This is a genomic window from Streptomyces sp. NPDC020780, assembly GCF_044334475.1.
Lineage (GTDB): Bacteria > Actinomycetota > Actinomycetes > Streptomycetales > Streptomycetaceae > Streptomyces.
Genome location: NZ_JBIRTB010000009.1, coordinates 277,382 through 296,396 on the forward strand (window position 1 = coordinate 277,382; position 19,015 = coordinate 296,396).

At 70.9% G+C, this 19,015-nt stretch carries 17 protein-coding genes; 14 read left to right on the forward strand and 3 right to left on the reverse strand.

Annotated elements, in window-relative coordinates; genetic code table 11:
- Positions 1-3 precede the first annotated feature (3 nt).
- The 8 genes from murG to ACH4VO_RS19805 all read left to right on the forward strand — a co-directional run bounded on the left by murG (position 4) and on the right by ACH4VO_RS19805 (position 7,223).
- Positions 4-1,098: an undecaprenyldiphospho-muramoylpentapeptide beta-N-acetylglucosaminyltransferase gene (murG, locus tag ACH4VO_RS19770; RefSeq protein ID WP_307127469.1), complete on the forward strand. Its 1,095-nt coding sequence runs from the start codon at positions 4-6 to the stop codon at positions 1,096-1,098.
- Positions 1,099-1,147: 49 nt separating this feature from the next.
- A complete protein-coding gene (locus tag ACH4VO_RS19775; protein WP_360992603.1) occupies positions 1,148-1,942 on the forward strand; it encodes an FtsQ-type POTRA domain-containing protein in 795 nt (264 codons plus the stop codon).
- Positions 1,943-2,218: 276 nt separating this feature from the next.
- Positions 2,219-3,430, forward strand: a complete 1,212-nt coding sequence (gene ftsZ, locus ACH4VO_RS19780) for a cell division protein FtsZ (RefSeq protein ID WP_360992600.1) — start codon at positions 2,219-2,221, stop codon at positions 3,428-3,430.
- A complete protein-coding gene (gene pgeF / locus ACH4VO_RS19785) occupies positions 3,427-4,182 on the forward strand; it encodes a peptidoglycan editing factor PgeF (RefSeq protein WP_398441052.1) in 756 nt (251 codons plus the stop codon). The genes ftsZ and pgeF overlap by 4 nt, the downstream gene beginning before the upstream one ends.
- 3 nt (positions 4,183-4,185) lie before the next feature.
- Positions 4,186-4,905, forward strand: a complete 720-nt coding sequence (locus ACH4VO_RS19790) for a YggS family pyridoxal phosphate-dependent enzyme (protein WP_360992597.1) — start codon at positions 4,186-4,188, stop codon at positions 4,903-4,905.
- Between the two features lie 127 nt (positions 4,906-5,032).
- On the forward strand, positions 5,033-5,644 hold the full coding sequence (locus ACH4VO_RS19795; RefSeq protein ID WP_069172418.1) for a cell division protein SepF: 612 nt from the start codon (positions 5,033-5,035) through the stop codon (positions 5,642-5,644).
- A gap of 72 nt (positions 5,645-5,716) precedes the next feature.
- Positions 5,717-6,013 carry a YggT family protein gene (locus ACH4VO_RS19800; protein WP_069172417.1) on the forward strand — a complete coding sequence of 99 codons (297 nt, stop codon included), beginning with the start codon at positions 5,717-5,719 and terminating at the stop codon, positions 6,011-6,013.
- Between the two features lie 49 nt (positions 6,014-6,062).
- Positions 6,063-7,223 carry a DivIVA domain-containing protein gene (locus tag ACH4VO_RS19805; protein ID WP_360992594.1) on the forward strand — a complete coding sequence of 387 codons (1,161 nt, stop codon included), beginning with the start codon at positions 6,063-6,065 and terminating at the stop codon, positions 7,221-7,223.
- Positions 7,224-7,684: 461 nt separating this feature from the next.
- On the opposite strand, the gene ileS is transcribed toward ACH4VO_RS19805, so the two are convergent.
- Positions 7,685-10,834: an isoleucine--tRNA ligase gene (gene ileS, locus ACH4VO_RS19810; RefSeq protein ID WP_360992592.1), complete on the reverse strand. Its 3,150-nt coding sequence runs from the start codon at positions 10,832-10,834 to the stop codon at positions 7,685-7,687.
- A gap of 566 nt (positions 10,835-11,400) precedes the next feature.
- Between ileS and ACH4VO_RS19815 the strand changes: the two genes are divergently transcribed.
- The 5 genes from ACH4VO_RS19815 to ACH4VO_RS19835 are packed head-to-tail and all read left to right on the forward strand — an operon-like array spanning position 11,401 to position 16,066.
- Positions 11,401-12,261, forward strand: a complete 861-nt coding sequence (locus tag ACH4VO_RS19815; protein WP_360992589.1) for a TraR/DksA C4-type zinc finger protein — start codon at positions 11,401-11,403, stop codon at positions 12,259-12,261.
- Positions 12,262-12,318: 57 nt separating this feature from the next.
- A complete protein-coding gene (lspA, locus tag ACH4VO_RS19820; protein ID WP_360992586.1) occupies positions 12,319-12,927 on the forward strand; it encodes a signal peptidase II in 609 nt (202 codons plus the stop codon).
- Between the two features lie 23 nt (positions 12,928-12,950).
- A complete protein-coding gene (locus tag ACH4VO_RS19825) occupies positions 12,951-13,892 on the forward strand; it encodes an RluA family pseudouridine synthase (protein ID WP_360992583.1) in 942 nt (313 codons plus the stop codon).
- Positions 13,889-14,437, forward strand: a complete 549-nt coding sequence (locus tag ACH4VO_RS19830; protein ID WP_360992580.1) for a GNAT family N-acetyltransferase — start codon at positions 13,889-13,891, stop codon at positions 14,435-14,437. Before ACH4VO_RS19825 ends, ACH4VO_RS19830 begins: the two co-directional genes overlap by 4 nt.
- Positions 14,438-14,479: 42 nt before the next feature.
- Complete coding sequence (locus tag ACH4VO_RS19835) at positions 14,480-16,066, forward strand: Na+/H+ antiporter (RefSeq protein WP_360992577.1); 1,587 nt, start codon at positions 14,480-14,482, stop codon at positions 16,064-16,066.
- A 23-nt stretch (positions 16,067-16,089) separates the two neighbouring features.
- On the opposite strand, the gene ACH4VO_RS19840 is transcribed toward ACH4VO_RS19835, so the two are convergent.
- Positions 16,090-17,220: a mechanosensitive ion channel domain-containing protein gene (locus ACH4VO_RS19840; RefSeq protein ID WP_360992574.1), complete on the reverse strand. Its 1,131-nt coding sequence runs from the start codon at positions 17,218-17,220 to the stop codon at positions 16,090-16,092.
- Positions 17,221-17,257: 37 nt separating this feature from the next.
- Here ACH4VO_RS19840 and ACH4VO_RS19845 point away from each other — a divergent pair, with 37 nt between their 5' ends.
- Entirely contained in the window at positions 17,258-17,836 is a 579-nt protein-coding gene (locus ACH4VO_RS19845; RefSeq protein WP_360992571.1) for a dienelactone hydrolase family protein, read from the forward strand.
- A gap of 63 nt (positions 17,837-17,899) precedes the next feature.
- On the opposite strand, the gene ACH4VO_RS19850 is transcribed toward ACH4VO_RS19845, so the two are convergent.
- Positions 17,900-18,880: a zinc metalloprotease gene (locus ACH4VO_RS19850; RefSeq protein ID WP_360992569.1), complete on the reverse strand. Its 981-nt coding sequence runs from the start codon at positions 18,878-18,880 to the stop codon at positions 17,900-17,902.
- Positions 18,881-19,015: the final 135 nt, after the last annotated feature.

Below are 19,015 nucleotides of genomic sequence, written 5' to 3' on the forward strand. Positions count from 1 at the left end.
TCGGTGCATGTCGTACTCGCCGGCGGGGGGACCGCCGGCCACATCGAGCCCGCGCTTGCCCTCGCAGACGCCCTGCGCAGGCAGGACCCGGCCGTGGGAATCACTGCCCTCGGCACGGAACGCGGACTCGAGACCAGGCTCGTACCCGAGCGGGGGTACGAGCTGGCACTGATCCCTGCCGTGCCGCTGCCGCGCAAACCCACCCCTGAGCTGATCACCGTCCCGGGGCGGCTGCGCGGCACCATCAAGGCCGCGGAGCAGATCCTGGAACGCACCAGGGCGGACTGCGTGGTCGGCTTCGGGGGCTACGTCGCCCTGCCCGGCTACCTCGCCGCCAAGCGGGCGGGGGTCCCCATCGTCGTCCACGAGGCGAACGCCCGGCCGGGCCTCGCCAACAAGATCGGTTCGCGGTACGCCCACGGCGTGGCCGTCTCCACCCCCGACAGCAAGCTGCGCGGTGCCCGTTACATCGGCATCCCGCTGCGCCGGACCATCGCCACCCTCGACCGGGCCCGGGTCCGCCCGGAGGCGCGCGCCGCCTTCGGCCTCGACCCCAACCTGCCGACGCTGCTGGTCTCCGGTGGTTCCCAGGGTGCGCGGCACCTCAACGAGGTCGTCCAGCGGGTCGCACCGCTGCTCCAGCGCTCCGGGATCCAGATCCTCCATGTGGTGGGCCCCAAGAACGAATTGCCGCGTATCGACAACATGCCCGGGATGCCGCCCTACATCCCGGTACCGTACGTGGACCGGATGGACCTCGCGTACGCGGCGGCCGACATGATGCTCTGCCGTGCGGGCGCGATGACCGTCGCAGAGCTGTCCGCCGTCGGGCTGCCCGCAGCCTACGTGCCGTTGCCGATCGGGAACGGCGAACAGCGGCTCAACGCCCAGCCGGTGGTCAACGCCGGCGGCGGCCTGCTGGTGGACGACGCGGCGCTCACCCCCGAGTGGGTGCAGGGCAACGTCCTTCCGGTGCTGTCGGATCCGCACCGGCTGTACGAAATGTCCCGCGCCGCGGCCGAGTTCGGGCGCAGGGACGCCGACGACCTGCTCGTCGGCATGGTGTACGAGGCGATTGCCGCACGCCGCCAGGCGTGAGGCGGTGCGGGCCCGGGGCGTGCGCCCCGGGCCCGGTGAAGGAGCGAGTGTGGCCGGACCGACGACCGCCCAGCGCGGCGAAGCCAAGCGGGCCGACACCCCGGCCCGCCCTCCGCACATCGGCCCCGAGGGGCGTCGGCTGACCGGCCGGACGCGACTGGTCCTGGCCGCCGTTGCCGCCGCACTGCTCGCCGCAGGCGTGCTCTGGGTGCTCTACGGCTCCTCCTGGCTGCGGGTTGAGCAGGTGACGGCCTCGGGTACCGAGGTTCTGACACCGGCGGAGGTGAAGGCTGCGGCGGCGGTCCCGGTCGGGGCCCCGCTGGTCTCCGTGGACCTCGATGCCACGGAGGTCACCCTGCGCCGGAAGCTCCCCCGCATCGACTCCGTGGAGGCGGTCCGGTCGTGGCCGCACGGAATCACCCTCGAAGTGACTGAACGCAAGCCGGTTCTGCTGGTCGAAAAGGGCTCAAAGTTCATTGAAGTGGACGCGAAAGGCGTGCGTTTCGCCACGGTGGACAAAGCGCCCGGTCGCGTACCGCTGCTGGAAATGACGCCGGATCAGTCCGCGAGCCTGCGCCGCTTCGGCGGTGACCGTCTGGTGAGGGAGGCGGTGCGGGTCGCGGGCGATCTGCCGGGGAAGGTGGCGGGGGAGACGGATGTCGTGAGGATCACCTCATACGATGCCGTTGTCCTCCGATTGACCCGGAATCGCACCGTTATGTGGGGCAGTAGCGAAGAAGGGCCCGTCAAGGCGCGGGTTCTGACCGCTCTCATGAAAGCGTCTCCCGAAGCGGGGCACTTCGACGTGAGTGCGCCCAGCGCTCCCGCTGCGTCGAAGAGTTGACGGCCGTTTGGCCTGGCCAGCACCCTGGTTGGTCAGCGCTACGGGTGATCACATAGGGTGAAAAGAAAAACGGGAGGTTCGGCGTGTTCGTTGAACGTGCGCCACTTGTCGACTTAGTGTCCTGTTCGGAAGAGTCCAAGAAGCAGACACACTGGTAACCCTCAACTTCAAGGTTAGGGTTTGGGTCGGCGTCCGGACCGTCCCAATCGGCATCCGTCGTCGCGGCGGGACTACCGCGAAGCGACGACACGTAACTCGAGGCGAGAGGCCTTCGACGTGGCAGCACCGCAGAACTACCTCGCAGTCATCAAGGTCATCGGTGTCGGCGGCGGTGGTGTCAATGCCATCAACCGAATGATCGAGGTCGGCCTCAAGGGCGTCGAGTTCATCGCGATCAACACCGATGCGCAGGCACTGTTGATGAGCGACGCCGACGTCAAGCTCGACGTCGGTCGTGAACTCACCCGCGGCCTCGGCGCCGGGGCGAACCCGGCCGTCGGTCGTAAGGCGGCAGAGGACCACCGTGAGGAGATCGAGGAGGTCCTCAAGGGGGCCGACATGGTCTTCGTCACCGCCGGAGAAGGCGGCGGCACCGGCACCGGCGGCGCACCCGTCGTCGCCAACATCGCCCGCTCGCTGGGTGCCCTGACGATCGGTGTGGTCACCCGCCCGTTCACCTTCGAGGGCCGGCGGCGCGCGAACCAGGCGGAGGACGGCATCGCCGAGCTCCGCGAAGAGGTCGACACCCTCATCGTCATTCCCAACGACCGCCTGCTGTCCATCTCGGACCGCCAGGTCAGTGTCCTGGACGCCTTCAAGTCGGCCGACCAGGTGCTGCTCTCGGGTGTCCAGGGCATCACCGACCTCATCACGACCCCGGGTCTGATCAACCTCGACTTCGCCGACGTCAAGTCGGTCATGTCCGAGGCGGGATCGGCCCTCATGGGCATCGGATCGGCCCGGGGCGACGACCGGGCGGTCGCGGCCGCGGAGATGGCGATCTCCTCACCGCTCCTGGAGGCGTCCATCGACGGCGCCCGGGGCGTCCTGCTCTCCATCTCCGGCGGCAGCGACCTCGGTCTCTTCGAGATCAACGAGGCGGCCCAGCTGGTGAGCGAGGCGGCCCACCCGGAGGCCAACATCATCTTCGGCGCGGTCATCGACGACGCGCTGGGCGACGAGGTCCGGGTCACCGTCATCGCCGCGGGTTTCGACGGCGGCCAGCCGCCGGCCCGCCGGGAGACCGTGCTCGGGGCGAGCGGCAAGCGCGAGGAGCCGGCGCCGCCGGCCCGTAGCGCCGAGCCGGTGCGCCAGACGAGCACGCTGGGCTCGGTGCCCCCGCGTGAGGAGACCCCGGCGCCCGCCGACCCGGCACCCGCCGCGAACGAGAGCTCGCTGCCGCCGGTCTCGCCGCCGCACGTCCCGACGGCCCGTCCCTACCAGGACAGCCAGGCGGAAGAGCTGGACGTACCGGATTTCTTGAAGTGATAGATCCGCGGCACGCGGTACGGACCGCGGTGGCTTCGGCGGGCGGCGCCCATTTCGCTTTCACCGACAGGTGGGGCGGAGTGAGCGCCGTTCCGTACGAGGAGCTCAACCTCGGCGGCGCGGTCGGTGACGACCCCGCCGCTGTCGGTGCGAACCGGGAGCGCGCGGCCCGGTCCCTCGGCCTGGACCCGCGGACGGTCGTCTGGATGAACCAGGTGCACGGGCGTGAGGTGGCGGTGGTCGACGGACCGTGGGGCGACCTCGCGGAGATCCCGGCGGTCGACGCGGTGGTGACGGCCCGGCGCGGGCTTCCGCTCGCGGTGCTGACCGCCGACTGCACGCCCGTCCTGCTCGCCGACCCCGTGGCCGGTGTCGCCGGGGCCGCCCACGCGGGCCGCCCGGGGCTGGTCGCCGGTGTCGTGCCGGCCGCCGTCGAGGCGATGACCGCCCTGGGTGCCGAACCGTCACGGATCGTCGCCCGTACCGGGCCGGCCGTCTGCGGGCGGTGCTACGAGGTTCCGGAGGAGATGCGTGCCGAGGTCGCCCGGGTCGTTCCGGCGGCCTGGTCGCAGACCTCCTGGGGGACCCCCGCCGTGGACGTCACCGCCGGAGTCCACGCCCAGCTCGACGCGCTCGGCGTGCGTGAGCGGCACCGTTCGCCGTTCTGCACCCTGGAGTCGGGCGACCACTTCTCGTACCGCCGCGACCGCACCACGGGTCGGCTCGCCGGATATGTCTGGTTGGACAGGTAGGACATGACGGATCGTAAGGGTCAACTCGCGGCGAACCTGGCGCAGGTGGAGGAACGCATCGCGTCCGCCTGTGCGGTGGCGGGCCGCGCGCGGGAGGAAGTGACCCTCATCGTGGTCACCAAGACCTACCCCGCGAGCGATGTGCGGATCCTGCACGAACTCGGTGTGCGTCATGTCGCGGAGAACCGCGACCAGGACGCGGCCCCCAAAGCCGCAGCCTGTACGGATCTGTCGCTCACCTGGCACTTCGTCGGGCAGTTGCAGACGAACAAGGTCCGTTCCGTGACCGGTTATGCCGATGTGGTGCAGTCGGTGGACCGGATCAAGCTCGTCACCGCACTGTCCGCGGCGGCGGTGAAGGCCGGGCGGGAACTCGGCTGTCTCATCCAGGTCGCCCTCGACGCGGAGAGCGGCGAACGCGGCGACCGGGGAGGCGTCGCACCCGACGCGATCGAGGAGTTGGCCGCGGCGGTGGAAGCCGCGCCAGGGCTCCGGCTGGGCGGTCTGATGACCGTCGCCCCGCTCGCGGGGCCCTATGCGGGCCGGCAACGGGCCGCGTTCGACCGGCTGATGGAATTCTCATCCCGCCTGCGCGGGAACCATCCGGCTGCGAACATGGTCTCCGCCGGGATGAGTGCGGATCTCGAGGACGCCGTGGCGGCCGGAGCGACACATGTACGCGTCGGTACGGCGGTACTCGGAGTCCGACCCCGGCTCGGGTAACGTCGCGAAGCAAGTCGGACCACAGCAGAAAATATGGTCATTCCCGCTCACGGCGGGCAGGCCGGAGTGGATCGCGGGCACTTGGTGACACGAATGCCGATCCACCACAGAGCGGAGGACTCGGAGCATGGCCGGCGCGATGCGCAAGATGGCGGTCTACCTCGGCCTCGTGGAGGACGATGGGTACGACGGTCCGGGGTTCGACCCCGATGACGAATTCGAACCCGAGCCGGAACCCGAGCGGGACCGGCGGCGGCATCAGCCCCCGCATCAGGTGGAGCGGGAACGGGACGAACCGGTGCGAGTGGTGCAGCCCCCCGCACAGCGTGAGCCGGTTCAGCTCCCGGCGGAAAGCGGACGACCCGCCCGAATCGCCCCCGTGGCATCCATCACACCTGAACGCCCGAACATGGAGAAGAACGCACCGGTGATCATGCCCAAGGTCGTGTCCGAGCGGGAGCCCTACCGCATCACCACGCTGCACCCCAGGACCTACAACGAGGCCCGTACCATCGGGGAACACTTCCGCGAGGGCACTCCGGTGATCATGAATCTGACGGAGATGGACGACACGGACGCGAAGCGACTTGTCGACTTTGCCGCAGGACTTGTCTTCGGTCTCCATGGCAGCATTGAGCGCGTGACGCAGAAGGTGTTCCTGTTGTCGCCTGCTAACGTCGATGTCACGGCGGAGGACAAGGCCCGCATCGCAGAGGGCGGATTCTTCAACCAGAGCTGAGAACACGACACCGGGAACGACCCGGCCGCGAGGCCGGAGCAACGAAAGCCAGGGGAGAGGGAAGCGCGGGACATGGGCGTCGCACTGGATGTGGTCTATATCGCGCTGATGTGTTTCCTCATCGTGCTGATCTTCCGGCTGATCATGGACTACGTCTTCCAGTTCGCACGTTCATGGCAGCCAGGCAAGGCGATGGTGATCGTTCTCGAGGGCACCTACACTGTCACGGATCCACCGCTGAAGCTTCTGCGGCGGTTCATACCGCCGTTGCGTCTCGGGGGCGTGGCACTTGACCTGTCCTTCTTCGTTCTGATGATCATCGTCTACATTCTGCTCAACATCGTGGGCAAGCTTGCGAGCAGCGTGTGAACGATACGGTCTTGCCGACTGCCGACGACTACGTAGAGGTGAAGAAGAGATGCCGCTGACCCCCGAGGACGTGCGGAACAAGCAGTTCACGACCGTCCGCCTCCGAGAAGGCTATGACGAGGACGAGGTCGATGCCTTCCTCGACGAGGTCGAATCGGAACTGACGCGCCTGCTCCGTGAGAACGAGGACCTGCGCGCCAAGCTGGCCGCCGCCACGCGCGCGGCCGCGCAGAACCAGCAGCAGCAACAGCAGCAGCAGCAGGGTATGCGCAAACCGCCGGAGCCGCAGGACCGGCCCGGTGGACCGGTGCCCGCCGCCATATCGGGTCCGCCGGTGCAGCAGCAGCCCCCGCAGATGGGTCCCCCCCAGCTGCCCGGAGGCGCTCCGCAGCTGCCCGCCGGTCCCAGCGGCCATGGCCCCCAGGGCGGCCACGGTCCCGGTCCGCAGGGCCCGCACGGCCCCGGCCCGATGCAGGGCGGTCCCATGGGCGGCCCGATGGGCGGCCCCATGGGCGGTCACGCACCGCAGCAGCAGCAGATGCAGCAGATGCAGCAGCCGCAGATGCAGCAGCCCGGTCAGGGCCCCGGCGGCGACAGTGCCGCCCGTGTCCTCTCGCTCGCCCAGCAGACCGCCGACCAGGCGATCGCGGAGGCCCGTTCCGAGGCCAACAAGATCGTCGGTGAGGCCCGCAGCCGTGCCGAGGGTCTGGAGCGCGACGCCCGCGCCAAGGCGGACGCCCTGGAGCGGGACGCGCAGGAGAAGCACCGCGTGGCGATGGGCTCGCTGGAGTCGGCCCGCGCGACGCTCGAGCGCAAGGTCGAGGACCTGCGTGGCTTCGAGCGTGAGTACCGGACCCGTCTGAAGTCCTACCTGGAGAGCCAGCTGCGTCAGCTGGAGACCCAGGCGGACGACTCGCTGGCTCCGCCGCGGACCCCGGCCGCCGCTTCGCTGCCGCCGTCCCCCTCGCTGGCTCCGGCCGGCGCGGGTGCGATGGGGCACAGCATGAGCGGCAACCACGGTGGCCACGGCAACCAGCAGATGGGTGGAGGCAACCAGTCGATGGGCGGTGCGCCGTCCTACGGCGGGCAGCAGCAGATGTCGCCCGCGATGACGCAGCCGATGGCGCCGGTGCGGCCGCAGGCTCCGCAGCCGATGCAGCAGGCGCCTTCGCCGATGCGCGGGTTCCTCATCGACGAGGACGACAACTGAGCGGTGCGCGCTCGCTGAGCGCATAGCCGTCGGCAGGCTGAGGGCCGGGCCCCGGGATTTCCCGGGGCCCGGCCCTTTGTGCGCCCGGGCCGCGGGGCGGGCGGGGCGGGACCGTCGGCAGGCTGTGAGGGCCTGAAGGGGCCTGAAGGGGCCTGGAGGGGCACGGTGCGTGCGGTCGCTACGGACCTGTTCCCCGCCCCTCCCCTCGACCCGGGCAACGCCGGAACCCGCGCCTCACCCGCCGGCGGGACTGACGGGCGCTCCGAAGCCGGTGGGGTGTGGCCGGGCACCGCGCCCCTGAGGGGGAGGAGGCGTCGGCCGGGAATGCAGCGGCCTACGCAAGACGCTCGGCCGGGGTACCCCGGCCGAGCGTCTTGCGTGATCTCCTCACCACCTGGAACCAGGCAGTGGTGCCAGGGCCCTGGAATCCAGGTGCGTCCGGCCGGGCCCTCGGGGGTGGGTCAGTGTGCCGTCCTGCGGAGGTGGAAGGTGAGCTCCAGGCCCTCGTCCTCGAAGGCGGGTCCGTACGTGGCGTCCGGCTCGCCCTGGGCGTAGTCCACGGCCAGTACCTCGTCCTTGATCAGGGAGGCGTGCGCGGTCAGCGCCTCGGTCGTCGCGGTGGCCGCCGAGGTCCAGCGGACGGCGATCCGGTCCGCCACGTCGAGGCCGCTGTTCTTACGGGCCTCCTGGATCAGCCGGATCGCGTCACGGGCCAGGCCCGCCGCCCGCAGTTCCGGGGTGATCTCCAGGTCCAGGGCGACCGTCGCGCCCGAGTCGGACGCCACCGACCAGCCCTCGCGCGGGGTCTCCGTGATGATGACCTCGTCCGAGCCGAGAGTGATCCGCTCGCCGTCGACCTCGACCGACGCCGTACCCTCGCGCAGTGCCAGGGAGAGGGCTGCGGCGTCCGCGTTCGCGACCGCCTTGGCCACCGCCTGGACGCCCTTGCCGAACCGCTTGCCCAGGGCACGGAAGTTCGCCTTGGCCGTGGTGTCGACCAGGGAGCCGCCGACCTCCGACAGCGAGGCCAGGGAGGCGACGTTCAGTTCCTCCGTGATCTGGGCGCGCAGCTCGGGCGGGAGCGATTCGAAGCCCGAGGCCGCGACCAGGGCCCGCGACAGGGGCTGGCGGGTCTTGACCCCCGACTCCGCGCGGGTGGCCCGGCCCAGCTCGACCAGGCGGCGTACCAGCGCCATCTGCGTGGACAGCGCCGGGTCGACCGACGCAGGGTCGGCCGTCGGCCAGGTGGAGAGGTGGACCGACTCCGGTGCGTCCGGCGTGACCGGCACGATCAGGTCCTGCCAGACCCGCTCGGTGATGAACGGGGTCAGCGGGGCCATCAGCCGGGTGACCGTCTCCACGACCTCGTGCAAGGTGCGCAGCGCCGCCTTGTCGCCCTGCCAGAAGCGGCGGCGGGAGCGGCGTACGTACCAGTTGGAGAGGTCGTCGACGAACGCCGAGAGCAGCTTGCCGGCACGCTGGGTGTCGTATCCCTCGAGCGCCTGGGTGACCTGCTCCACCAGGGTGCCCAGCTCGCTCAGCAGCCAGCGGTCCAGGACCGTGCGCGCGGCCGGCGCGGGGTCGGCCCCGGACGGCGCCCAGCCGGACGTACGGGCGTACAGCGCCTGGAAGGCGACCGTGTTCCAGTACGTGAGGAGCGTCTTGCGGACGACCTCCTGGATGGTGCCGTGGCCCACCCGGCGCGCCGCCCACGGGGAGCCGCCCGCCGCCATGAACCAGCGCACGGCGTCGGCGCCGTGCTGGTCCATGAGGGGGATGGGCTGCAGGATGTTCCCCAGGTGCTTGGACATCTTGCGGCCGTCCTCGGCGAGGATGTGGCCGAGGCAGACGACGTTCTCGTACGAGGACTTGTCGAAGACGAGCGTGCCGACCGCCATGAGCGTGTAGAACCAGCCGCGGGTCTGGTCGATGGCCTCCGAGATGAACTGCGCCGGATAGCGGCTCTCGAAGACCTCCTTGTTCTTGTACGGGTAGCCCCACTGCGCGAACGGCATCGAACCCGAGTCGTACCAGGCGTCGATGACCTCGGGGACGCGGTACGCCTCCAGCTGGCAGTTCTCCTGGGTGCAGGTGAACGTGATCTCGTCGATGAAGGGGCGGTGCGGGTCGAGCTCCGACTGGTCGGTGCCCGTGAGTTCGGAGAGCTCGGCGCGGGAGCCCACACAGCTGAGGTGGTCGTCCTCGCAGCGCCAGATGGGCAGCGGGGTGCCCCAGTAGCGGTTACGGGACAGCGCCCAGTCCACGTTGTTGTTCAGCCAGTCGCCGAAGCGGCCGTTCTTGACCGAGTCCGGGAACCAGTTGGTCTTCTCGTTCTCCTGGAGAAGCCGGTCCTTGACGGCGGTCGTCCGGATGTACCAGGACGGCTGCGCGTAGTACAGCAGCGCGGTGTGGCAGCGCCAGCAGTGCGGGTAGCTGTGCTCGTACGGGACGTGCCGGAAGAGCTTCCCGCGCGCGGCGAGGTCCTCGGTGAGTGCCTCGTCGGCCTTCTTGAAGAAGACGCCGCCCACCAGCGGGAGGTCCTCCTCGAAGGTGCCGTCGGGACGGACGGGGTTCACGACCGGGAGACCGTAGGAGCGGCAGACGACGAGGTCGTCGGCGCCGAAGGCGGGGGACTGGTGGACCAGACCCGTGCCGTCCTCCGTCGTGACGTACTCGGCGTTGACGACGTAGTGCGCCTCCGCGGGGAACTCCACGAGCTGGAACGGGCGCTCGTACGTCCAGCGCTCCATCTCCCGGCCGGTGAACGTCTCGCCGGTGAGCTCCCAGCCCTCGCCGAGCGCCTTCTCGGCCAGGGGCTCGGCGACGACCAGCTGCTCCTCGCCGTTCGACGCGACGACGTAGGTGACGTCCGGGTGGGCCGCGACCGCCGTGTTGGAGACCAGGGTCCACGGTGTCGTCGTCCAGACCAGCAGCGCCGCCCGGCCGGCCAGCGGGCCGCTCGTCAGGGGGAAGCGGACGAAGACCGACGGGTCGACGACCGTCTCGTAGCCCTGGGCCAGCTCGTGGTCGGAGAGGCCGGTGCCGCAGCGGGGGCACCAGGGGGCGACGCGGTGGTCCTGGACCAGCAGGCCCTTGGTGAAGATCTCCTTCAGCGACCACCACACGGAGTCGACGTACTCGGGGTCCATCGTGCGGTAGGCGTCGTCCAGGTCGACCCAGTAGCCCATACGGGTCGTGAGCTCGGCGAACGCGTCGGTGTGCCGGGTCACGGACTCACGGCAGCGGGCGTTGAACTCCGCGATGCCGTACGCCTCGATGTCCTTCTTGCCGTTGAAGCCCAGCTCCTTCTCCACCGCGAGCTCGACCGGCAGGCCGTGGCAGTCCCAGCCGGCCTTGCGGCCGACGTGGTAGCCCTGCATCGTGCGGAAGCGCGGGAAGACGTCCTTGAAGACGCGGGCCTCGATGTGGTGGGCCCCGGGCATGCCGTTGGCGGTGGGCGGGCCCTCGTAGAAGACCCACTCGGGGCGCCCCTCGGACTGCTGGAGGCTCTTTCCGAAGACCTTGCTGTCGCGCCAGAAGTCGAGCACGGCGTGCTCGAGGGCGGGCAGGTCGACCTGGGCGGGTACCTGGCGGTACTGCGGCGATGTCATGTGCGGGCTTCCTCCGGCGGACGTCTTCCACTTCCGTCGGAGGGACGAGAACCGTCACCGGCTCCCGCGGTACCACCCTCCTTGGCCCCGGGCGCGCGCCCGACGGCCCCCTCATTGGGGTCGCGATGCCGGTTCTACTGACTTTGCGCCCGGGGCGGAGCCCACGGTCCAAAGCGTTCTTCCGGCGGCTCCGGGGTGATCTTCACGCCGCGCTCGCCCCCGGGCTCGCACCGTCCCCGGGTCGCTCCTGGCTGCGTACGACGCTACTCGTCCCGTCCATGCCTCTCGCTGCGGCCAGTGTACGGGCCCGTACGGGCGACGGCCGACCGGTTTATCCGCGGGGCGCCGGCTGACCCGAATGGCCAGACCGGGCGGACGGATTCCCGGTGGGCGCACGGGAGCGGATTACCGGGACGAGAGCTGGGCACAACGCTTGGAGGTGCGCCGATGCCCGGCCGCGGGGAGGGGCGAACCGGCGGCGTGCCCCGTTGCCGCGGAGCTGAGGTCGATTTATCGTCCCAGCACGATTCGCGTGCAAGATCACAAAATGTGAAGGGGCCGCGGCCATGGTGGCGAAGAAGACCGCCGTATCGAGAACGGCGTCCGCGAGATCCACGGTCGCGGCGGCCGGGGAGTTGACCGCGGACGCGGGCGGGGAGGCCGGTACGGCTCCCCTCGCACAGACGGGTGCGCCGGAGCCGGCGGGCACGGCGGCGACGGAGGCGGCCGGGAACACGGCGGGACATCCGCCGCAGGAAGGGGAACCGGACGATCCGGATCCGGCGCACCGGGCGCCGGGGAAGAAGAGCGCGGCGAAGAGGACCGCGGCGAAGAAGAGCACGGCGAAGAAGAGCACGGCCGGGAAGAAGCCGGCCGAGAAGGCTTCGAAGAAGGCCACGGGGGCGGCTCAGGCCGCCGAGCAGACAGGAGCCCACACGGTGGCAGCCAAGAAGAGTGCCGGCCCGACCACGACCGTCCCGGAGGACGGCCCGAGCGCGGTGCCGCCGGCCCGGGCCGGCGCGACGGCGCCCGGCGAGCTGGCGGTCAGACCGGGGGAGGACCCCTGGACCTCCGAGGAGGTCGCCGAGGCGCGCACCGAGCTCACGGGCGAGGCCCTGCGCCTGCGCAGCGAGCTGGAGGCGTCCGGCGCCGCCCTGGCCGGACTGATGCGGGACTCCGGTGACGGCGCCGGTGACGACGAGGCGGACACCGGCACGAAGAACATCACGCGCGAGCACGAGCTGTCCCTGGCCGCCCACGCCCAGGAGACGCTGGACCAGACCGAACGCGCCCTGGCGCGCCTGGAGGCGGGGACCTACGGCCTGTGCGAGGTCTGCGGGAAGCCGATCGGCAAGGCCAGGATGCAGGCGTTCCCCCGGGCCACCCTCTGCGTGGAGGACAAGCAGAAGCAGGAGCGGCGGGGCTGAAGCCCCGGGTGTGTCGTACCCTCGTCCTCAGTCAGGCACCTAGGTTGAGGGACTCACGTGGCAGAGGCGGAGCGCATCATCGGTACGCCGGACATCCCTGATGCCGAGGGGGCCGAAGGGGCGGAGCCCCAGCGGCTCTCCGAGGACACGGACCGGGCCGGCGGCACGGACGGCGGGCGGGGCGGGAAGAAGATCCTCGTCCTCCTCGGTGTGGCCGTCCTCGCCTACGTCCTGGACCTGGCCAGCAAGATGATCGTGGTCGCGAAGCTGGAGCACCAGGAGCCCATCGAGATCTTCGGCGACTGGCTCAAGCTCAACGCCATCCGGAACGCGGGGGCGGCGTTCGGGTTCGGCGAGGCGTTCACGGTGATCTTCACGGTCATCGCCGCGGGTGTGATCGTCGTCATCGCGCGGCTCGCGCGCAAGCTCTACAGCCTGCCCTGGGCCATCGCCCTCGGCCTGCTGCTCGGAGGGGCGCTCGGCAACCTCACCGACCGCGTCTTCCGCTCGCCCGGTGTGTTCGAAGGCGCGGTGGTGGACTTCATCGCCCCCGCGCACTTCGCCGTCTTCAACCTCGCCGACTCCGCGATCGTGTGCGGCGGGATCCTCATCGTGATCCTCTCCTTCAAGGGCCTGGACCCCGACGGCACCGTGCACAAGGACTAGCGGGCGCAAGGCATACTCGACAGGTGAGTACGTATCCCGAGGTCCGCACCCTGCCCGTACCCGACGGCCTGGAGGGTGAGCGTGTCGACGCCGCCATCTCCCGGATGTTCGGTTTCTCCCGCACCAAGGCCGCCGAGCTGGCCGCCGCGGGGAAGGTCCAGGTGGACGGCGCGGTGGCCGGGAAGTCGGAGCGGGTGCACGGCGGTGCCTGGCTGGAAGTGGAGATGCCGCAGGCGCCCGCTCCCGTCCGGGTCGTCGCCGAACCCGTCGAGGGCATGGAGATCGTGCATGACGACGACGACATCGTCGTCATCATGAAGCCGGTCGGCGTCGCCGCCCACCCCAGCCCCGGGTGGACCGGCACCACTGTCATCGGCGGTCTGGCGGCGGCCGGCTACCGGATCTCGACCTCGGGCGCCGCCGAGCGCCAGGGCATCGTGCACCGGCTGGACGTCGGCACCTCCGGCCTGATGGTCGTCGCCAAGTCCGAGCGGGCCTACACCCTGCTCAAGGCCCAGTTCCGCGACCGGGTCGTCGAGAAGAAGTACCACGCCCTGGTGCAGGGCCACCCCGACCCGATGAGCGGCACCATCGACGCTCCTATCGGGCGCCACCCGCAGCACGACTACAAGTGGGCCGTCACCGCCGAGGGCAAGCCCTCCGTGACGCACTACGACCTCATCGAGGCCTACCGTGCGGCCAGCCTGCTCGACATCAAGCTGGAGACGGGCCGCACCCACCAGATCCGGGTGCACATGTCCGCCCACCGCCACCCCTGCGCGGGCGACCTGACCTACGGCGCCGACCCCACGATGGCCAAGCGCCTCGGCCTGACCCGGCAGTGGCTCCACGCGGTCCGCCTCGGCTTCGAGCACCCCGCGGACGGCGGCTGGGTGGAGTTCTCCAGCACCTACCCGGACGACCTCCAGCACGCCCTCGACACCATCGCGGCGGAGAGCGAATGAACCCCGGGCAGGCCCCGTACCGCACTCGCCGCGCTGTCGGCGACAGTGATCTCGAGGCCTGCTTCCGGATCCGCAAGCAGGTCTTCGTCGGGGAGCAGCAGGTGCCCGAGGAGATCGAGTACGACGCCCACGACGCCACGGCGGTGCACGTCCTGGCCGTCGCCGCCGACGGCTCGGCGCTCGGTACGGGACGGCTGCTGCACGGCGCGGCGGCGGCGGACAGGACCGGCAGCGACCCCGCGGTCGGATCGCTCGGCAGGCTCGCGGTGACCCGCGAGGCCCGCGGCCTCGGCGTCGGGGCCGCGCTCGTCCGCACGATCGAGCAGGAGGCCCGCCTCCTGGGGCTGACGGGCGTCGACCTGCACGCCCAGACGCACGCGCTCGGCTTCTACGAACGGCTCGGCTACGTCGCGTACGGCCCCGAGTTCCCCGACGCGGGGATGCCGCACCGGGCCATGCGCCGCACCCTCCCCCCGGGCGGCGCCACGGGGGGCCGCGCGGTCCGCGGCCCCCGGCATGGCACGCTTGATGGCCTGATCGGCTGAGCGACGGGCCCCCGGGGCTCGTCTCGCTGCGAAAGGCACACCGTGGACCAACTGGCACTGCTGCTCCTGCTCCTGCTCGGAGCGGTGGTCACGGTGCCGCTGGGGGAGCGGCTGGGCCTGCCCGCGCCGGTGCTGATGACGCTCGCCGGGATCGGCATGGCGTTCGCCAGCTTCGTCCCCGACGTGAACATCCCGCCGGAGATCATCCTTCCCGCCCTGCTGCCCCCGCTGCTCTACGCCTCCGTGCAGCGCACCTCGTGGCGGCAGTTCGCCGCCAACAAGCGGCCCATCTTCCTGCTGGCGGTGGCCCTCGTCTTCGTCACGACCGCGGCCGTCGCCGCCGTCGCCGACGCGATCGTCCCCGGGCTGCCCATCGCCGCCGCCGTCGCCCTGGGCGCGCTCGTGGCCCCGCCCGACCCGGTCGCGGCGACGGCTGTGGCGGGCTCCCTCGGTCTGCCGCGCAGGCTCGTCTCGATCCTGGAGGGCGAGGGCCTGTTCAACGACGTCACGGCCATCGTGCTCTACCACGTGGCGGTCGCCGCCGCCGTGAGCGGGACCTTCTCCCTGCCTGCGGCGTTCGGCCTGCTCCTCCTCTCCGCGGTCGTCGCGGTGGTGGTCGGCCTGGTGCTGGGCTGGCTCACCATCAAGCTGATGGGACTCCTGGGCGACGCCACCCTCCAGGTCGGCCTGAGCCTGCTCGTGCCCTTCGTGAGCTACGTGCTCGCCGAGGAGCTGAAGGGCTCGGGCGTGCTCGCCGTCCTCACCACGGCCCTCTTCCTCGCCGAACACACGGCGGACGCCGACGACGTCCTCGGCCGCCTCACCGGCCGGTCCTTCTGGAACATCGTCGACACGCTGGTCACCGGTGTGGCCTTCGGCCTGATCGGCCTCGAACTCCACAGCGTCTTCGGCACCGCCGACGGACGCGAGTTCCGGCTGCTGGGCTGGGGCCTGGCGATCGTCGCGGTCGTCGTCGGCGTACGGCTCCTCTGGCTGCTGCCCGCGACCTGGCTGGCCAAGCGGCTGCACACCCGCCGTGACTACAGCGAGGAGATCCCCACCAGCTGGCGGGAGACCGTCGTCATGTGGTGGGCCGGGATGCGCGGGGTGGCCTCCGTCGCGCTGGCCCTCGCCATCCCGCTGCGGACGGACGACGGCAAGCCCTTCCCCGGCCGCGACGAGATCGTCTTCATCGCCTTCTCCGTCATCATGGCCACCCTCGTCCTGCAGGGCCTGACCCTGCCCTGGCTCGTGCGCAGGCTCGGGGTCAGGGCGGACACCAAGGCCGAGCAGGCGCTGGAGCACGACCTCGCGGTCCGCGCGGCCCAGGCCGCCAAGCAGCGGCTCAAGGAGGTCCAGGCCGGCGAGGACTTTCCCGAGGAGGTGCTGGAGAGGCTGCAGCGCGCCGCGTACGACATCGGGGCGCGGATCAGCCCCGACATGGTCGACGAGGAGCGGCGCGAGGCCTACGCGCAGCGCGCCGAGCGGTTCAGGGCGGTGAACCGGGTCCAGCGCGAGATGCTCTCGGCCGCCCGGCACGAGGTGCTCGCCGCGCGCAGCGAGCCGGGATCGGACCCCGAGGTGGTCGACAGGGTCCTGCGGTATCTGGACGTGCGGAGCCTGCGCTGAGCCGTCCCGCCGTCCGGTGGGGGTCAGCCACGGCCGGTGCGGGGTGCGGCGGCGCTGCCCGGGGCCGGGATCCGAGCGTCCTCCGCGGCGGCGAGTCCCGGCCACCGGTCGCCCGGCGGGAGTGGCGCAGGGGACGTCACGACCCGCGGCAGGGCGTACGGGTGGTGGTCGCGGAGCCAGCCGATCAGCTGCTCGCGTACGGCGCACCGCACGGTCCAGATGTCGTCGGCGTCCTTCGCGGTGACCACCGCGCGCACCTCGATCGTCGACGTGGTGGTGCCGGTCACGGCCAGCGACCAGTCGCGGCCGTCCCAGGCGGCGCACTCGCCGAGGATCTCGCGCAACTGGTCGCGCATGGCGGCGATGGGCGCCGAGTGGTCGAGCTGGAAGAAGACCGTGCCGGACATCTGCGCCCCGCCGCGCGACCAGTTCTCGAAGGGCTTGCTGGTGAAGTACGACACGGGCATCGTGATCCGCCGCTCGTCCCAGGTGCGCACCGTCAGGAAGGTCAACGTGATCTCGTCCACGGTGCCCCACTCGCCGTCCACGACCACCGTGTCACCGAGGCGGACCATGTCGCCGAAGGCGATCTGGAACCCGGCGAAGAGATTGCCCAGGGTCGACTGGGCGGCCACACCGGCGACGATGCCGAGCACACCGGCTGAGGCCAGCATCGAGGTGCCGACCGTCCGCATCGCCGGGAAGGTCAGCAGCATCGCGGCGATCGCGACGGTGGTGACGACGGCGGTGACCACGCGCTGGATGAGCGCGACCTGTGTACGGACCCGGCGCACCCGGGCCGCGTCCCGGGTGGCCGCCGCGTAGCGGGCGTACGAGGACTCCACGACGGTGGCGGCGACCCGTACCACCAGCCAGGCGGACGCCGCGATCAGCACGAGGGTCAGGACCTGGCCGATGGCGTCCCGGTGGTCGCGCACGGCGGCGAGCCGTATCTGGCCGAAGCTGGCCCGCAGCATCGCCGTACAGAGCACCACCTGCAGCGGCGGCCGGCAGCGCCGCAGGAGTCCCCACAGGGGGGTGTCGTGGTGCCGGTCGTCGGCTCTGCGCAGCAGCAGGTCCACCAGCCATCCCAGCACCAGGGTGACCGCCAGCGATCCGCCGACCACCAGCAGCGGTCGCAGTACGTTCTCCATTCCTTCGTCCTCCAAGCGTCGGGGCACAGCTGGCACCATGGGACGCATGAACATCATGCTTTTCCACTCGACCTACGGTCTGCGGCCCGCCGTGCACGCGGCTGCCGACCGGCTGCGTGCGGCCGGGCACGAGGTGCGCGTGCCCGATCTCTTCGAAGGGCACACCTTCGACACGGTCGAGGAGGGAATGGCCTTCAAGGAGCAGGTGGGCAAGGAAGAGCTGCTCAGGCGGGCCGTGCTGGCCGCCGCGCCCTTCTCCGACCAGGGCCTCGTGTACGCGGGATTCTCGCTGGGGGCGTCGGTGGCGCAGACGTTGGCGCTCGGCGACGCGAAGGCGCGCGGGCTGCTGCTGCTCCACGGCACCTCGGACATCGCCGAGAGCGCGACGGTGGACGAACTGCCCGTGCAGCTGCACGTCGCCGACCCGGATCCGTTCGAGTCGCACGACTGGCTGAACAGCTGGTACCTCCAGATGCAGCGGACGGGCGCGGACGTCGAGGTGTACCGCTACCGGGGGGCCGGGCACCTGTTCACCGACCCTGAGCTGCCCGACTACGACGAGGACTCGGCCGAGCTGGCCTGGAAGGTCGCGCTCGGGTTCCTCGCCACGTTGTAGCCGCGCGGGGGCCCCGCACCGGCCGGTCCGGTGCGGGGCCCCCGCGACTCTGTGCGGGCGGGGTCAGCCGGCCCGGTAGGCGGTCCAGCTGTCAGCCATGCGCTGCACCTGGCCCGCGGTGAACTGGTACATGCACGCGTCGTACGTGTAGTCCATGAAGTTGTGGATCGGGTCCACGCCGGTCTTGGTGGTGCAGGTGTCACGGCCGGTGGGGCACTGGTAGGCGGCGCTCTTCTCGGCCGGGGTGTCGGTGACGTAGTCGCCGTTGCCGGTGCAGCCGCCCTGGAAGGTGTGGTAGAGGCCCATCCAGTGGCCGACCTCGTGGGTGGCGGTGTCGCCCTCGGCGTAGTTGGTCGCCGTTCCGCCCGGCAGCGACGCGTCGAGGATGACCACGCCGTCCATCGACGGGCTGGACGTGTAGGAGCTCGGGAAGGTGGCCCAGCCCAGGAGGCCGCCGCCCAGGTTGGCGGTGTAGACGTTGAGCGCCCCCGCGCCACCCTTGCGCAGCGTCGACTTCATCGCCTTCTCGGCGGTCGAGCCGGAGCTCAGGTTGTACCAGGTGGCGTTGTCCGTGTAGTCCGTGCCGGCGAGGGTGAAGCGGAAGCCGGAGTCGGTGTTGCCGGTGCCCTGGCCGCTGTAGGCGGCGTTGAGCACGCTGAGCTGGTTGCTGACCTGCGTCGAGGTCAGCTTGCCCGTGGTCCCGTCGTGGATCACGTGGAAGTAGACCGGGACGGTCGCGCCCGCGGCGAGCGCAGAACCGTTCACTCTTCGGTCCGCGAGCCGCTTCCTGAGGTCCGCGTCCATGGCCTTGGCCTTGGCGGCGCTGACCTCGTTGGGCTCGGCTGCGTGGTCGGACCCGCCGGGGCGGGCCTCACGCGCCGTCGCGCTCGTGGGGGACTCGGCGCACTTCTCGGCGGAGGGTGCCGCCGCGACCGCGCTCCCCGGCGCCGTGGAGAGCGGAGTCAGGGCCAGGGTTCCGGCCAGCACGGCCGTGCTCAGGACGGAACGGCGCAGACGGGGCGATATGCGTACAAGAGCGCGCACGGTGACTCCTCGCGGACATGTGGGGGAGGTACTTCCTCACCCGCCGCCCGGAGATTACGTGCGCATGTCACCGCTTGAAGAGAATTGATCAAGCCCAATCAATGCTGGTGCGTACCGGGGCAATGCCGGGAAAAC

Coding starts and splice junctions, on each gene's coding strand:
- ACH4VO_RS19795 (WP_069172418.1), top strand. CDS start 5,033: ATGGCCGGCGCGATGCGCAAGATGGCGGTCTACCTCGGCCTCGTGGAG.
- ACH4VO_RS19790 (WP_360992597.1), top strand. CDS start 4,186: ATGACGGATCGTAAGGGTCAACTCGCGGCGAACCTGGCGCAGGTGGAG.
- ACH4VO_RS19830 (WP_360992580.1), top strand. CDS start 13,889: ATGAACCCCGGGCAGGCCCCGTACCGCACTCGCCGCGCTGTCGGCGAC.
- ACH4VO_RS19805 (WP_360992594.1), top strand. CDS start 6,063: ATGCCGCTGACCCCCGAGGACGTGCGGAACAAGCAGTTCACGACCGTC.
- ileS (WP_360992592.1), bottom strand. CDS start 10,834: ATGACATCGCCGCAGTACCGCCAGGTACCCGCCCAGGTCGACCTGCCC.
- ACH4VO_RS19845 (WP_360992571.1), top strand. CDS start 17,258: ATGGGACGCATGAACATCATGCTTTTCCACTCGACCTACGGTCTGCGG.
- ACH4VO_RS19800 (WP_069172417.1), top strand. CDS start 5,717: ATGGGCGTCGCACTGGATGTGGTCTATATCGCGCTGATGTGTTTCCTC.
- ACH4VO_RS19815 (WP_360992589.1), top strand. CDS start 11,401: ATGGTGGCGAAGAAGACCGCCGTATCGAGAACGGCGTCCGCGAGATCC.
- ACH4VO_RS19840 (WP_360992574.1), bottom strand. CDS start 17,220: ATGGAGAACGTACTGCGACCGCTGCTGGTGGTCGGCGGATCGCTGGCG.